We start from the raw sequence: 13352 nt of genomic DNA on the forward strand, positions 1-13352 counted from the left end.
TCGCTTCAGGCCGCATTATCTGGCATTTCGGGCTGGAACCCGGCCTGCCGCGGACCGAGCCGATCAGGCGCGCTCGGTCGCAAGCATCTTTCGGCTGGTCGCCAGGACATCACTGCACCAGGCGAAGAACGCGCCGAGGAACTCGCGGCCCGGCCCGTCGGTGCGGGCGTGCTGCCGCAAGGTCTCGAACCCCTTCTCCATCCGCGATGCGTTGCGCGCGAGCAGCTGGCGGATGTCGCTGCGCACGTGCCGATCCTCCTCCTGCTCCAGCATGTGCACGTCGAGCTGGGTGACGTGGATGAACGAATATTGCGCGTGCAGCACCGCCGTCATCGGGCGCGGCCGGTCGACCACGATGGGGCTCGGATAGAGCTCCTCCTGCGGATTGCTGATGATCCGGATCGCATTCTCGTTGGCGACGCCGAACGCCCTCAGCTTGTGATGCGCCATCTCATGGACGATCGCCTGCGCGGTCGCGAGCGGGCAGTTCACCGTCAGACCGATGACGCCGAAGCGCGCATCGACCGAGTGGCTGGCCGAACCGAGGCGGCCGGGTCCCTCGGTCGGCTGCTCGGTGTCGTGATAGCACTGGATCGTATGCACGATATCAGGCCATTGTTTCGCAGCGAGCGGCCAGCGGCGGACGTAGTGGAGCGCCTGCTCCATCGCCGGGACCGCTTGCGCGTCGGGGACGAACCGCGGCGCGGGAAGCAACGGATCCTCGGTGCGCAGGGCGACCCTGCCCTCCGCAATCGACGGCGCGCCGTTCACCGCAGGCCGCTGCGGCGGCAGCGGGCGCCACGGCGTCGGCTCGGTTTCGATCAGGCCGAGTGCGACGGCGGTGTCGTAGCCGTCGGCCTGCGGGCGTGCCGTGCGTTCCCAGTCAATCGACGTCGCATTCATGGCGCGTACTCCTTCGAACCGGTCAGTGCAGGCGATCATTCGCCGTCGAGAGCGCCGCAGAGACTCTCGCTGCCCGTCCAGGCAACAAGGCGAGCCCCATCGCCGCGGCATACGCATTCATGTCCTTGAACCGGTGCAGCGAGCGGTCGGTGCCAATCAGGATCACCGTTCTTGCGACCGCGCGGACGGCGGCCAGCGCGTCGGGACCGCCAAGCTGCTCCGGATCGACGAAGGCGAGGTCCAGTCCTTCGGGTACGAGGCGCGCCAGCGCCGCAAGCGCCTCGAGGCCGGCCCCGCCGAGCACCGGCAAGGACGCGCCGAGGCGCCGGCGCGCGGCCTCCGCTGCCGCAGCATCTTCCTCGGTGCCGTACAGTTTCAGCTTGGGCTTCGTTTGCGCGATCAGCTCCAGCAGGAGCCCTTCGCGGCACCCGACATGCACGGCTGATGTGGCGCGGCGCAACGCAGCGGTCTGCTCCCACACCACCGTGCTGAAGCGCGAGCGCATGGCGAAGGGGCTTTCGAATCCAGCCGCTTCAAAACCATTGCCGAATTCGGCGAGGATGTTGGCGCTGTCCGCGGGCTCGACCGGCGCGGCCTTTCGTTTCTCGGGGCGCATCACTGCGCGACGCAGCGGCCGAGCCCGCGCCGCCCCCTCGTCCGAGAGCCACGTGCAGCGGAAGGCCGCCGTCGTGATCTCGGCGATGCCATTGACCAGCGACGCATCGACCGCCCAATCAGCGATCTCCTCGAGCCACGCCATCTCTTCGACAAATCCGAGTTCGCGGCCGAGATCGAGGAACGCGCGCGAGCCTTCCCGCGAGGCGAGACAATCCGCCGAACACGGCGCGTGCCGCAGCGGCCCCAGTCCCAGAACCGCGAGCGCGACGTGGGCTGGCATCGCCGCCTTGTCATCGCGCGCGAGGAGGCTCGCCAGCGGATCGCTTCCGCCGTGCCGGAGGTCATTCGCCCAGGACTTTGCGCAGCATGCGGGATAGCCGAACCGCATCGCCGCCTGCGCCAGGCCATCCGCCGCAGGCTCCGCGATCGATGCATCGAGCGGCCGAGCACCGATCAGGAACGCATAGTCGAGCAGCCGCTTCGGTTCGTCCATCGACGCCTCAGGCGGCCAGTCTGCGGCATAGCCGAGCGAGGCCTTGACCGGCTTTGCGTCGAGAGCGATCGCGCGCGCCCGTTCCGTCAAGGCGTCGACGCCATCATAGTCGGTCCACACCAGCGTCGCCGGGATGCGCCCTTGGCGTACCTTCTCGAATTCGATCGCGAGCGCCGCATGCCGAAGACGCTCCAGACGCGGCTGCCAGAGGCTACGGGCTTGCGGGCCGCTGAAGCTGATGCGCTGCGTAGCCGCCTTGGCGACAACAGGCTCGCGCGGGGTCGCCGCAAGCGGAGGGCGCGGCCAGGTCAACCAAGCGGACGTCATGGTGCGTCCACCTGCTCGATCAGCGAATGCAAGGTCGGATTGTCACCGATCGACCAAGCCGCGATCATCTTCGCTTCAAGGTCGGACCGGCGCTCCGACCGGCTGATTGCGGTTTCTCCCTTCGCTTGAAGCTCGGTCTCGATGTCCTCGAACAGGCCGAACCATACCGGGCAGTCGACCGAGCGCATCCGCCAGTCGCCGCCGATCGCAGTACCCGGACAATTGCCCTTGCACGCCAGGAAGAACCGGCAGCCCTGGCATCCGCCCTCGGCCTGTGGCGTCCGGTAGAGCGAGAGCTGACGCTCGAACGCCTCGCGGCCCGCGCGCAGATGGGTCACGCCATCCTTGTTGGTACGACCGCAATTGCCGAGCCGGCCATCGCTCTCGACGCCCACCACGGCGCGGGTCGCATAGGGATCGCAGGCGTGGAAGACGCACGAGGTGCGCGCGTCGTCGCCCCGGAGCATCGCGGCCATCTCGGCGAAAATGTCGAACTGGATTGACGGCAGCTCCTGTTCGAGCCGGCGCAATCGCCGCAGGGCCGCCAGGTTCTCCTGCGCGGTAAGTGCGAGCCCCTCGCCGCCTTCCGTTTCGTCCTGCTCCAGCAAATGCAGGCGCAGCTTGCACACACCGAGCCCGCCCAAGAATCCGATCCAATCGCACAGCACGCCCAGCCGTTCCGGCGCAGCGTTCATCCGGTTGAGCGTCACGATCACGTTCGGCGGCATGCCCTCGCGGCACAGCGTCTCGATCACCGCCTCGATCCGCGCGGTCGCGCGCCGCGTTGCCGGCAGGCTGCCGGCCCAGCGGGCATCGTTGAGCGGTCCCGGGCCGTCGATCGAAATGCCGATGCGCACGCGATATTTCCTGAACAGCTCGATGTCGCGCTCCTCGATCAGCGTGCCGTTGGTCTGCATGCCGACGCCGCCGTGACGGTCGAAGCCGAGCTGCATCAGGCGCTCGAGATCGGACCGGCGGGTCATCATGATCTCGCCGCCGAACAGGCTGAACGGCTCCGCCAGCCTGTCCAGCGTCGCCATGATCGCGTCGAGATCGTAGCGCGTCGGAACGTTGCCGGCGGTGCGAATGCCCTCCTGATAGCAGTAGCGGCACTTGATGTTGCACTTGTCGCCGAGCGGGCGGACTTCGACGGTCATGGCTGCACCCGTTCCAGGCCAGCCGGCTCTTCGCGAACTTCAGTCAACGCCGCACGAGCTGTCGCGCGCTCGCGCGGCAGGACGAATCCGAGCGGAAACTCGGCGCGCGCATCGGCGTCAAAGATCTCGCGGCCGGCCTCCGTGACGAGCGACAGCATCCTGCCGTCGATCTCGACCGCAAGCCGCCGCGTCAAGATTGCGTCCATTGCAGCCTCGACCGTTACAGTGTCGAAGCGATCTGCGAGCTGCGCAACGGCGCTTGGCCGCGTGCAGGGATTGCGCAGCAGATTGAGCACGGCAATCTCGGCCGGTGCCGGGCAATAGAACGGCTGGAGCGCGCAGGCCCGCGTATCGCTGACAAGATGCGCGGTGCCCACGGCCGTCATCGTCAGTTGCGGCGCGAAGGGCTGGTCGAACCAGCGCGCGCGCCATGCCGCGCTCGCGTCCTTGAGCAACACCAAGTCCTGCTCGCATGCGGCATCGGGTGCATCGCCCTCGAAGAAATAAGCGAGGCTCGCGATATCCTCGTCCGGGACGTCGTAGATCGCGCCATAGGCCGGCATCGGCGTGACATTGCGAAAACCGATCTCCGCGGCGCGTTCGAAATTGGGGCTGAAGCGGTCGAGGCGAATCCGGCCGCAGCCGACCGGCGGCTGAAGATGTTCCAGCAGCGGGACCATCTTGGCGACGGTGTCGTAGGCCTCGCGCGGCTCTCCGGGGAAACCATAGAGGATCGACCAGACCAGTCCGACGCCGAGCTCGCGGCAATTGCGCAATAGACGCAGGTTGAGCAGAGCGCTCACGCCCTTGCGCATGAGATGCAGCACCGGATCCGACAAGCTCTCGATGCCGGGCTGCAACCAGACCGTCCCCGCAAGCGCCAGCGTCTCGAGCTGCGCCTCGTCCATGTTGGCCTTGATCTCGTAGAAGAAGCGAAAGCCACCCACCGGGCGTTCCGCGAGCTTTCCGAGTACGCCGTCGATGTGGGACATGCCCAGGATATTGTCGGTCGCGGCAAACCTGATGATTCCGAACTGCGCATGCAGCGTCTCGATTTCCTCGAGCACGCGCGGCGCCGACTTGGCCCTGAACGCCATGCCCTGCCCGTTCAGGCCGCAGAACGTGCAATGGTGTTTTTGGCCCCACCAGCAGCCGCGCGAGGACTCGAACGGAATCGAGGGGCGCACGCGCGCGGCGTCGGACAGTTCGGCCAGTTGCACGAAATAATCGGCGTAGTCGGGAATCGGCAGCGCATCCATCGCGGTCGGACCGGCCGCTGCATCCGTTGCGGGCTGGTCGCGCGACACGCATCCCGGCAGGCCGCGGGGCTGCTCGCCGCGCAGGATCGCCTCCACGGCCGGGCCGAACACGGTATCGGCCTCGCCATTGAAGACGTAGTCGATCTGCGAAAAGTTCTTCAGCAGCACCGCGCCCATCGGCCCGTGGCAATTGGCGCCGCCGAAGCAGATCACGACGGAGGGATCCCGCACCTTGACCGCAGCCGCGATCGCGAGCGAAGCGACCGTCTGCTCGAACATCGAGGTGAAGCCAATGATCTTGGGCTTTCGTTCGAGCAGGCGGTCGGCTGCCTCGGCTACGAAAGATGGGATCAGGTTGCGGCGGATCTCGTAGAGCTGCTCCAGCCCCTTGCGCGCGATGGCGGCGCCGAGCTCGTGGCTGTGGCGCTGCACCTGCGGCCGGTCGGGCCGCGTACCCAGGCAATCACCAAACAACCAGTCGCCGGCCAGGAGATGGCTCGGCAGCTTCTCCGCAAGCTGTTCGTTCAGATCGAGCCCGATACGATCGGCGAAGAGCAGATTGAGGTAGAGCGTCTCGGCACGAATACCCTTCTGCCGCAGCAGCGCCTGCAACAGACCGAGCGCCGCCGACGGCCGGACCACGGACATCACCGGTGCCGAGCAGAAGAGGACATCGGTGCTCATGGGACGGCCGCCATGTTGGCAGGCGCGGCTTGCCCGTCCAGCAGGACCTCACAGGTCTCGATCTGGCTGCGACGCGTTTCGGCAGCTTCGCGCACGCGTGCCAACAGGTCCGGCGAGCGGAAGATGCGATCGCATGCGGTGCAGATGCCGTCGAAATCCTGCGCGCATCGGCACGGGGTCATCGGCCGTGACAGCGGCCAGGATGGCGATGGGCCCTTCGAGCCTGATCCATCGGTAGAGAGGATCGTCGGCGGCCGCCCGCATGGCGGCCTCGATCCCCTCCTTCGCGATGTGCCCGACCTTCAGTGAATCGTAATGAGGCAGCACGCCGCAGCACGGCCGGATGCCGCCCTCGTGATCGATCGAAACCGTGTGGAGAACGGACTCGCAGGGACCGCGATAGGCCGACGCGTGCTGAACGCGCCCGGCCTGCGTTTTTTCATCCGTGCCCTCGCCGCGGCCGGTCGAGTTGGCGACGGTCTCATAGATGTTGATGCCGGACTCGTCCTGAAGGCCGAGATCGGCGCGCAGGCTGGCGGCGGTGATCTTCGAGCCTGCTTCAACCACCACCGCGATCCGCAGCATCAGGCCGCACTCGCGCGCCGCCGTCACCGCGTTGGCAATGAAGTTCAGCGGTACGAACTCGGCATGGGGATCGTCGTACGACAACGTCATTTCGGTGAGGCCGGCCGTGCGCAATCGCCGGACGGCCGCCGTCGCGCGCTCGGGCGACTTGGCCCAGAACGCACTCGTGGTGATGCCGGCGCGCAAGCCCAGCGATGCCGCCAGCGCCACGGCCTCGGCCACGATGTCCGCATGCAGCATCGGATCGCCCCCGACGAAATGGACGATCTCCATTGACGGGATCTGCGCCGCTTGCCGGATGCAGCGGTGGACGTCCGCGGCGGACAAATGGCCGCCGTGAAACATGTCAGACGAAAAGCAGCAGTGCGAACATCTGAGCGGGCATTTCAAGGTGACGTTGAGAACGAGATTGCTGGGCGTCACCCTGGCCGCGCGAAAATCGGATAAGAATTGTGCGCCGAGCGCCATGGCCGACGACCTCATATCCCGGCTGCCCGGCGAGCCGGTCAGCCGGCCATCATGATCTGCCGACGAGATATGCCGACGCGGAATCAGAGGATGTCGATATGGATCGTTCCGGCCTGCACGCCGCCGCTTCGCGTGGCGAGCTTGCTCCGCAACATCGTTGCCGTCTGGTCGTCGAGCTGAACGCCGACGCTGCTCAGATACGAGACGGGATCCTTGCTGACGTCGCTGGCAAGGCCGAGCAGGTCTGCGTGTGTCGTGAGTCCAGAAGGCGACTTGGCTTTGAGATCGTTACCTGACGCGAGAACTTTTTCGAGATCAATCGTGACGATGCGGCCCATGGCACTTCTCCCTTAGGATGGACTAATGGTCCATCAAACGCAAAGGTTGTACAACGCCTTGGGTTAGTCAAATTAATTCTGTGCGGCCAAGGGCTGCGGCCATGCACGGCCGTTCACACGCCGCGACACCGCGCACCCGACATACTTCCCCGCGCGTTTCGATCTCTTTGACGGCCACCCGCGGACTCTTGATTTGAACAGTTCCAATTTGCCGGACACATTGCGCCCCTGAGTCCAATCGGTGGATTGGGCCAATCAGGGGACTGCGATGGCAAACCTAACAATCAACGGAAAAAAACCTCACACTCGACGTCGAGCCGGACACCCCGCTGCTCTGGGCGATCCGCGAGAATGTCGGTCTGACCGGCACCAAGTATGGCTGCGGCATCGCACAATGCGGCGCCTGCACGGTTCACATCGACGGTGTCGCCACCCGCTCCTGCGGCGTCTCGGTCGCCGAGGCCGAGGGCAAGAAGATCACCACGATCGAGGGGCTCGCCTCCGGAGCCACGCTGCACAAGGTGCAGGAAGCCTGGATCGCGAAGGATGTTCCGCAATGCGGCTATTGCCAGAGCGGCATGATCATGGCGGTCGCGGCGCTGCTGAACGAGAAGCCGAAGCCGACCGACGCCGATATCGACGAGGCCATCACCAACATCTGCCGCTGCGGCACCTTCCAGCAGGTGCGCGAGGCGATCCACACGATCGCAGCCGCGTAAGGAGCTGCCCCATGAACAAGCACGTCTCTCCCAAGATGAACCGTCGTGCCTTCGTCATCGGCAGCGCTGCTGTCGGCGCAGGCCTCGCAGTCGGCCTCGACATCCCCTTCGGCGGCCCCGCCGTGGTGCGCGCCGCCGACGGCTCGCCCGAGATCGGCGCCTGGGTCGTGGTCAGGCCCGACGACACCGTCGTGATCCGCATCGCCCGCTCCGAGATGGGCCAGGGCTCGCTCACCGGCCTTGCCCAGCTCGTCGCCGAGGAGCTCGAATGCGACTGGTCGAAGGTCACCACCGAATATCCGACCCCCGGCCAGAGCGTTGCCCGCAAACGCGTCTGGGGCGATTTCTCCACCGGCGGCAGCCGCGGCATCCGCTCCTCGCAGGACTATGTCCGCAAGGGCGGCGCCACCGCGCGCGTGATGCTGATCGAGGCCGCCGCCAATGAGTGGAAGGTGCCGGCGTCCGAATGCACCGTGGCCAGGGGCGTCATCACCCATAAGGGATCAGGCCGGACCACGACCTATGGCAAGGTCGCCGAGGCCGCCGCAAGGCTGACGCCGCCAGCCGACGTCAAGCTCAAGGATCCCAAGGACTGGACCATCGTCGGCAAAGGCCTGCTGCGGCTCGACACCGCCGACAAGACCACCGGCGCGATGATCTACGGCATCGACGTCAAGCTGCCGGGCATGCTGAACGCCGCGATCAAGGACTGCCCGGTGTTCGGCGGCAAGCTGAAGAGCTATGACGAGGCCAAGGTCGCCGGGATGAAAGGCGTCAAGAAGGTCGTCAAGGTCGGCGATACCGCGGTTGCGGTCGTGGCCGACACCTGGTGGCACGCCAAGACCGCGCTGGAAGCGCTGCCGATCGTCTGGGACGAAGGCGACAACGCCAAGGTCTCCAGCGAGTCGATAGCAAAGTGGCTGGCGGAAGGTCTCGACAATGACCAGCCGGCCTATGTCGGCAACAAGAACGGCGACGCCAAGGCGGCGATCGCCGGCGCCGCCAAGAAGGTCGAGGCCGTCTACTCCTATCCCTACCAGAACCACGCCACCATGGAGCCGATGAACGCCACGGCGGTCTACACGGCGGACAAGTGCGAGGTCTGGTGCGGCACCCAGAACGGCGAAGCCGCCTTCGCGGCGGTGCTGGAGGCGTCAGGCCTGCCGGCGGAGAAGTGCGACGTGCACAAGGTCATGCTCGGCGGCGGCTTCGGCCGGCGCGGCCAGACCGACTATGTCCGCCAGGCGGTCATGATTGCCAAGCAGATGCCGGGCACACCGGTCAAGCTGCTGTGGTCGCGCGAAGAGGACATGGCGCACGGCCGGTATCACCCGATCACCCAGTGCAAGATGACCGGCGCGTTCGATGCCAACAACAACCTGGTCGCGCTGCACTACCGCCTGTCCGGGCAATCGATCCTGTTCTCGCTGCGCCCCGAAGCGCTGCAGAACGGCATGGATCCGGCGGCATTCCAGGGCGTCGCCCAATCCGGCGAAGCCGCGTTCGGCTATTCGGTGCCGAACCTGCTGGTCGAGCATGCGATGCGCAACCCGCACGTTCCGCCGGGCTTCTGGCGCGGCGTCAACGTCAATCACAACGCGATCTATATGGAATGCTTCATGGACGAGCTCGCCCATGCCGCAGGCCAGGACCCCCTAGAGTTCCGCCGCAAGCTGATGGGCAACCATCCCAAGCATCTGGCGGTGCTCAATGCGGTCGCCGAGAAGATCGGCTGGACCACGCCGGCGCCGCAAGGCGTCTATCGCGGTATCGCGCAGGTGATGGGCTATGGCAGCTATGTCGCCGGCGCCGCCGAAATCTCGGTGACCGACGGCAGCAAGATCAAGGTGCATCGTATCGTCGCCTCCACCGATCCCGGCTACGTCGTCAACCCGGCGCAGGTGGAGCGGCAGATCGCCGGCTCCTTCGTCTATGGCCTCTCGGCGCTGTTCTACGGCGGCTGCACCGTCAAGGACGGCAAGATCGAGCAGAGCAACTTCGACACCTACAATTCGATGCGCATCAACGAGATGCCGAAGGTGGAGTCGGTGATGGTGCCGAGCGGCGGGTTCTGGGGCGGCGTCGGCGAGCCGACCATCGGCGTTGCGGCGCCGGCGGTGCTCAATGCCTACTTCGCGGCGACCGGCAAGCGCATCCGCTCTGTGCCGCTGCGCGACCAGAACATCACCTTCGCCTAGAGCAACATGCTGCGGCGGCGAGAGATTGCCGCCGCAGCCCTTTTCCAGATGCCCCTGATGACCACGCGCCCGGTGACACGGCGGAATGCCGTGTTCGGCATCACCTTGGCGGCCGCAGCGTTGGCGCGGCCATCGATTGCGCGCGCGCAGTCCACGGGACGTGTCGTCGTGGTCGGCGGCGGCTTCGGCGGCGCGGCTTGCGCCCGCGCGCTGAAGCATGCGCAGGGAGATTTGCAGGTCATCCTGATCGAACCCAACGCGGTCTACACCGCCTGTCCCTTCAGCAACGAGGTGATTGCGGCCCTGCGCGACATCGACGCGCAGCAGTTCGGCTACGACAAGCTCGCCGCCGAGGGCGTCACGGTGATCGGCCAGGCCGTAACCGCGATCAAGCCGGAACGGCGCAGCATCATGACGACTGACGGCGTCGCGCTGCCTTACGACCGTCTCGTGCTGTCGCCCGGCATCGACTTCCACGTCGAGGCCCTGCCCGGCTATGACAACGCCGCATCGGAAAAGATGCCGCATGCCTGGAAGGCCGGCGCGCAAACGCTGTTGCTGCGCCGACAGTTGGAGGCGATGGAAGACGGCGGCACGGTCGCCATTGCGATCCCCGCCAATCCGTCGCGCTGTCCGCCGGCGCCTTACGAGCGCGCCAGCCTGATCGCGCATTATCTGAAGACGAAAAAACCGCGCTCGAAAGTGCTGGTCCTCGACGCCAAGGACAGTTTCTCCCAACAGCGGCTGTTCGAGAAGGCGTGGAAGGAGCTCTACGGCGACATGATCGAACGCATTGGTCTGTCGCAAGGCGGCCGCGTGACCTCGGTCGATCCTTCAACCAGAACCATCGTCACCGAGTTTGGCAATTACACGCCTGACGTCGCCAACGTCATCCCGCCGCAACGCGCCGGTCGCATTGCCGATATCGCAGGCGCGGCGGACCACACCGGCTGGTGCCCGATCGATCCTGTCACCTTCGAGTCAAAACTCGTTCCGAACATCCACGTCATCGGCGATGCCTGCCTTGGCGGCGGCATCCCGAAATCGGCATCAGCCGCGAGCGCTCAGGGCAAGGCGTGCGCGAGCGCGATCATCGGCCTCCTCGCGGGCCGCGCGCCGGAGGCGCCGCGATTGACCGGCGTCTGCTACAACACCGTCGCGCCGGGCGACGGCTTCTCGCTCGCCGGCAACTACCAGCCCAGGGGCGATATCTTCGCCGAGGTCGAGGGCGGCACGACGAGCCCGGTCGATGCGCCGCGCGAGTTGCGTGCCCGCGAAGCGGCCGAGGCGGAACGCTGGTTTCAAACCATCACGGCGGACACCTTTGGCTAAGACATGCTGAGACGAAGCCGCCGCCACGACCATAGTGCGCCCCCTCCCCCGCTTGCGGGGGAGAGTTGGGGAGAGGGTGTCTCCGCACGCGAGAACCCCCAAGAGGATAGAGCCCTCACCCGCCGCTGCGCGGCGACCTCTCGCGCAAGCGGGAGAGGTGAGCAGAGCTCGTGGCAATCTCAGTCACTCCATCGAGCACTGGCGATTTCAGCATTGTTCGTGTCGATCTTGGCCTTGCCCGCACGAGCCGACGAGCTCGTGCCCTACAGGATCGCCGGCGACGGCATTCCACAATCGCTCACCGGCGCGCCCGGCGATGCCGCGCGCGGGCGCGCGCTGGTGCTGGCGCGCACGACCACCTGTATCCTCTGCCATTCCGGCCCGTTTCCGGAAACGCGGTTCCAGGGCGACCTCGCGCCCGATCTCAGCGGCGCCGGGAACCGGTGGTCGGTGAGCCAGTTGCGGCTTCGTCTGGTCGACGCAGCGCGCTTCAACCCGGAGACCATCATGCCGTCCTATTATCGCAACGATGGCCTCGTCCGCGTCGGGCGCAATTTTGCCGGCAAGCCGATCTTGTCGGCTGCGGAGATCGAGGACATCGTGACCTTTCTTGCAACGCTTCGGGACTAGACCGTTCATGCCCACCACGCGACGACAATTTTTGAGCCTTGCCGGTGGCGCCACGGTTGCCGGGACGATCCCGATCGTCACGATACGGCCGCTGGAGGCGACGCCGGCGATGCTCACCGCCGCGATCCGCAACGTCGTTGGTGAAGCACAGATCCGCACCGGCAGGGTCAAGCTCGACATTCCGCCCCTGGTCGAGAACGGCAACACGGTGCCGATGACCGTGAGCGTCGCCAGCCCGATGACGGCAAACGACTACGTCAAGAGCATCCATGTCTTCAACGAGAAGAACCCGCAGCCGAACATCGGCAACTTCTATCTCAATCCTTCCTCCGGCCGCGCCCAGGTCTCGACGAGGATCCGGCTGGCCGACACCCAGAAGGTCGTGGCGGTCGCGCGGCTCTCCGACGACACGTTCTGGCAGGTCGCGGCCGATATCGTCGTGACGCTGGCCGCCTGCACCGAGGAGATGAACTGATGGCCGCGCTCATCAACGTCCCGGCCAAGGCCAAACGCGGCGACGTCATCGAGATCCGCACCCTGACCTCGCACATCATGGAGACCGGCTTCCGCCACACCGCCGACGGCAAGTTGGTGCCGCGCGACATCATCACGAGCTTCACCTGCCGCTACAACGGCGCCGAGATCTTTCGCGCCGACCTGTTTCCGGCGATCGCCGCGAACCCATACCTGTCCTTCTTCACCGTCGCGAAGGAGAGCGGCAAGTTCGAGTTCGAATGGACCGGCGACAACGGCTATTCATCCACCGCCTCTGCATCGATCACGGTCGAATGATTTTTTGGCGCGCGATAGCGGCGGCGATGCTGCTCGTCACGGGCCCCGCCCTGCTCGCCGGAGAGATCCCGCCCGATGCGCGTCGCTCCGGCTATTCCTTCATGGGGCCGGACACGCGCGCCATGCAGGATGACGATACGTCCAATCCGGGCATGCTGTTCGTGCTCGACGGCGAGGCGCTCTGGGGCAAGAAGACGGGCGACGCCGGCAAAGCCTGCGCAGATTGCCACGGCGATGCTGCGACCAGCATGAAAGGCGTCGCGGCGCGCTATCCCGCCTTCGACAAGGCGCTGGCGCGCCCCGTCACGCTCGACCAACGCATCAATCTCTGCCGTGCCAATCATCAGCAGGCAACGCCGCTGCCTTACGAGAGCCGCGACCTGCTGGCGCTGTCGGCCTATGTCGCGCACCAGTCGCGCGGCGTCGCGATCACGGCCGGCGACGATCCGCAGCTCAAGCCGTTCGTCGACCAGGGCCGCGACCTCTTCATGCAACGTGAAGGGCAGCTCAACCTCGCCTGCACCAATTGCCACGACGATAATTTCGACAAGCGCCTCGCGGGCGCCCCGATCACGCAAGCGCAGCCGACCGGCTATCCGCTCTACCGCCTGGAGTGGCAAACGCTGGGGTCGATCGAGCGCCGGTTGCGCAGCTGCATGAGCGGTGTCCGAGCCCAGGCCTATGATTACGGCTCGCCCGAGCTGGTCGCGCTCGAGCTTTACCTGATGTCGCGAGCGCGCGGCCTGCCGATGGAGACGCCGGCCGTACGTCCCTGATCGTAGATTAGGACTAGGCAGGCGTGGTACGGCCGCTAGTATCCCTCCCAAAGAAGATGAATCAGAGGGAGGG

General features: G+C 66.1%; 13 protein-coding genes and 1 pseudogene. 8 read left to right on the plus strand and 6 right to left on the minus strand.

The window, feature by feature from the left end; translation table 11 throughout:
- Positions 1-63: 63 nt before the first annotated feature.
- From N2603_RS32440 to N2603_RS32460, 5 genes are read right to left on the minus strand one after another with little or no spacing between them, the layout of a single operon-like run.
- The gene (locus tag N2603_RS32440) at positions 64-903 is read right to left on the minus strand and encodes an aKG-HExxH-type peptide beta-hydroxylase (RefSeq protein WP_260385327.1); all 840 of its coding nucleotides are present in this window, start codon (positions 901-903) and stop codon (positions 64-66) included.
- 22 nt (positions 904-925) lie between these two features.
- Positions 926-2341 (minus strand): hypothetical protein, encoded by a 1416-nt coding sequence (locus N2603_RS32445; protein ID WP_260385328.1) that lies wholly within the window; start codon positions 2339-2341, stop codon positions 926-928.
- Complete coding sequence (locus N2603_RS32450) at positions 2338-3498, minus strand: radical SAM protein (RefSeq protein WP_260385329.1); 1161 nt, start codon at positions 3496-3498, stop codon at positions 2338-2340. The genes N2603_RS32445 and N2603_RS32450 overlap by 4 nt, the downstream gene beginning before the upstream one ends.
- Complete coding sequence (locus N2603_RS32455; RefSeq protein WP_260385330.1) at positions 3495-5441, minus strand: RiPP maturation radical SAM C-methyltransferase; 1947 nt, start codon at positions 5439-5441, stop codon at positions 3495-3497. The genes N2603_RS32450 and N2603_RS32455 overlap by 4 nt, the downstream gene beginning before the upstream one ends.
- Before the next feature lie 48 nt (positions 5442-5489).
- A complete protein-coding gene (locus N2603_RS32460; protein WP_260424315.1) occupies positions 5490-6371 on the minus strand; it encodes a radical SAM/SPASM domain-containing protein in 882 nt (293 codons plus the stop codon).
- On the opposite strand from N2603_RS32460, the gene N2603_RS32465 reads away from it, so the two are divergent.
- Positions 6370-6549 (plus strand): hypothetical protein, encoded by a 180-nt coding sequence (locus tag N2603_RS32465; RefSeq protein ID WP_260424450.1) that lies wholly within the window; start codon positions 6370-6372, stop codon positions 6547-6549. The genes N2603_RS32460 and N2603_RS32465 overlap by 2 nt on opposite strands.
- Before the next feature lie 28 nt (positions 6550-6577).
- On the opposite strand, the gene N2603_RS32470 is transcribed toward N2603_RS32465, so the two are convergent.
- Positions 6578-6832, minus strand: a complete 255-nt coding sequence (locus N2603_RS32470) for a hypothetical protein (RefSeq protein ID WP_018646167.1) — start codon at positions 6830-6832, stop codon at positions 6578-6580.
- A 268-nt stretch (positions 6833-7100) separates the two neighbouring features.
- On the opposite strand from N2603_RS32470, the pseudogene N2603_RS32475 reads away from it, so the two are divergent.
- The 7 genes and pseudogenes from N2603_RS32475 (at position 7101) to soxA (ending at position 13279) form a co-directional block, all read left to right on the plus strand.
- Positions 7101-7551: pseudogene (locus N2603_RS32475) on the plus strand ((2Fe-2S)-binding protein).
- 11 nt (positions 7552-7562) lie between these two features.
- Entirely contained in the window at positions 7563-9749 is a 2187-nt protein-coding gene (locus tag N2603_RS32480) for a xanthine dehydrogenase family protein molybdopterin-binding subunit (protein ID WP_260385331.1), read from the plus strand.
- A gap of 48 nt (positions 9750-9797) precedes the next feature.
- On the plus strand, positions 9798-11081 hold the full coding sequence (locus N2603_RS32485; RefSeq protein ID WP_260424316.1) for an NAD(P)/FAD-dependent oxidoreductase: 1284 nt from the start codon (positions 9798-9800) through the stop codon (positions 11079-11081).
- Positions 11082-11315: 234 nt separating this feature from the next.
- Entirely contained in the window at positions 11316-11711 is a 396-nt protein-coding gene (gene soxX / locus N2603_RS32490; RefSeq protein WP_260385332.1) for a sulfur oxidation c-type cytochrome SoxX, read from the plus strand.
- Between the two features lie 7 nt (positions 11712-11718).
- The gene (locus tag N2603_RS32495; protein ID WP_260385333.1) at positions 11719-12186 is read left to right on the plus strand and encodes a SoxY-related AACIE arm protein; all 468 of its coding nucleotides are present in this window, start codon (positions 11719-11721) and stop codon (positions 12184-12186) included.
- Entirely contained in the window at positions 12186-12503 is a 318-nt protein-coding gene (gene soxZ, locus N2603_RS32500) for a thiosulfate oxidation carrier complex protein SoxZ (protein WP_260385334.1), read from the plus strand. The genes N2603_RS32495 and soxZ overlap by 1 nt, the downstream gene beginning before the upstream one ends.
- Positions 12500-13279: a sulfur oxidation c-type cytochrome SoxA gene (gene soxA / locus N2603_RS32505; RefSeq protein ID WP_260385335.1), complete on the plus strand. Its 780-nt coding sequence runs from the start codon at positions 12500-12502 to the stop codon at positions 13277-13279. The genes soxZ and soxA overlap by 4 nt, the downstream gene beginning before the upstream one ends.
- Positions 13280-13352 lie beyond the last annotated feature (73 nt).

Origin of the sequence: Bradyrhizobium huanghuaihaiense, assembly GCF_025200885.1 — a bacterium.
GTDB classification, from domain to species: domain Bacteria; phylum Pseudomonadota; class Alphaproteobacteria; order Rhizobiales; family Xanthobacteraceae; genus Bradyrhizobium; species Bradyrhizobium huanghuaihaiense.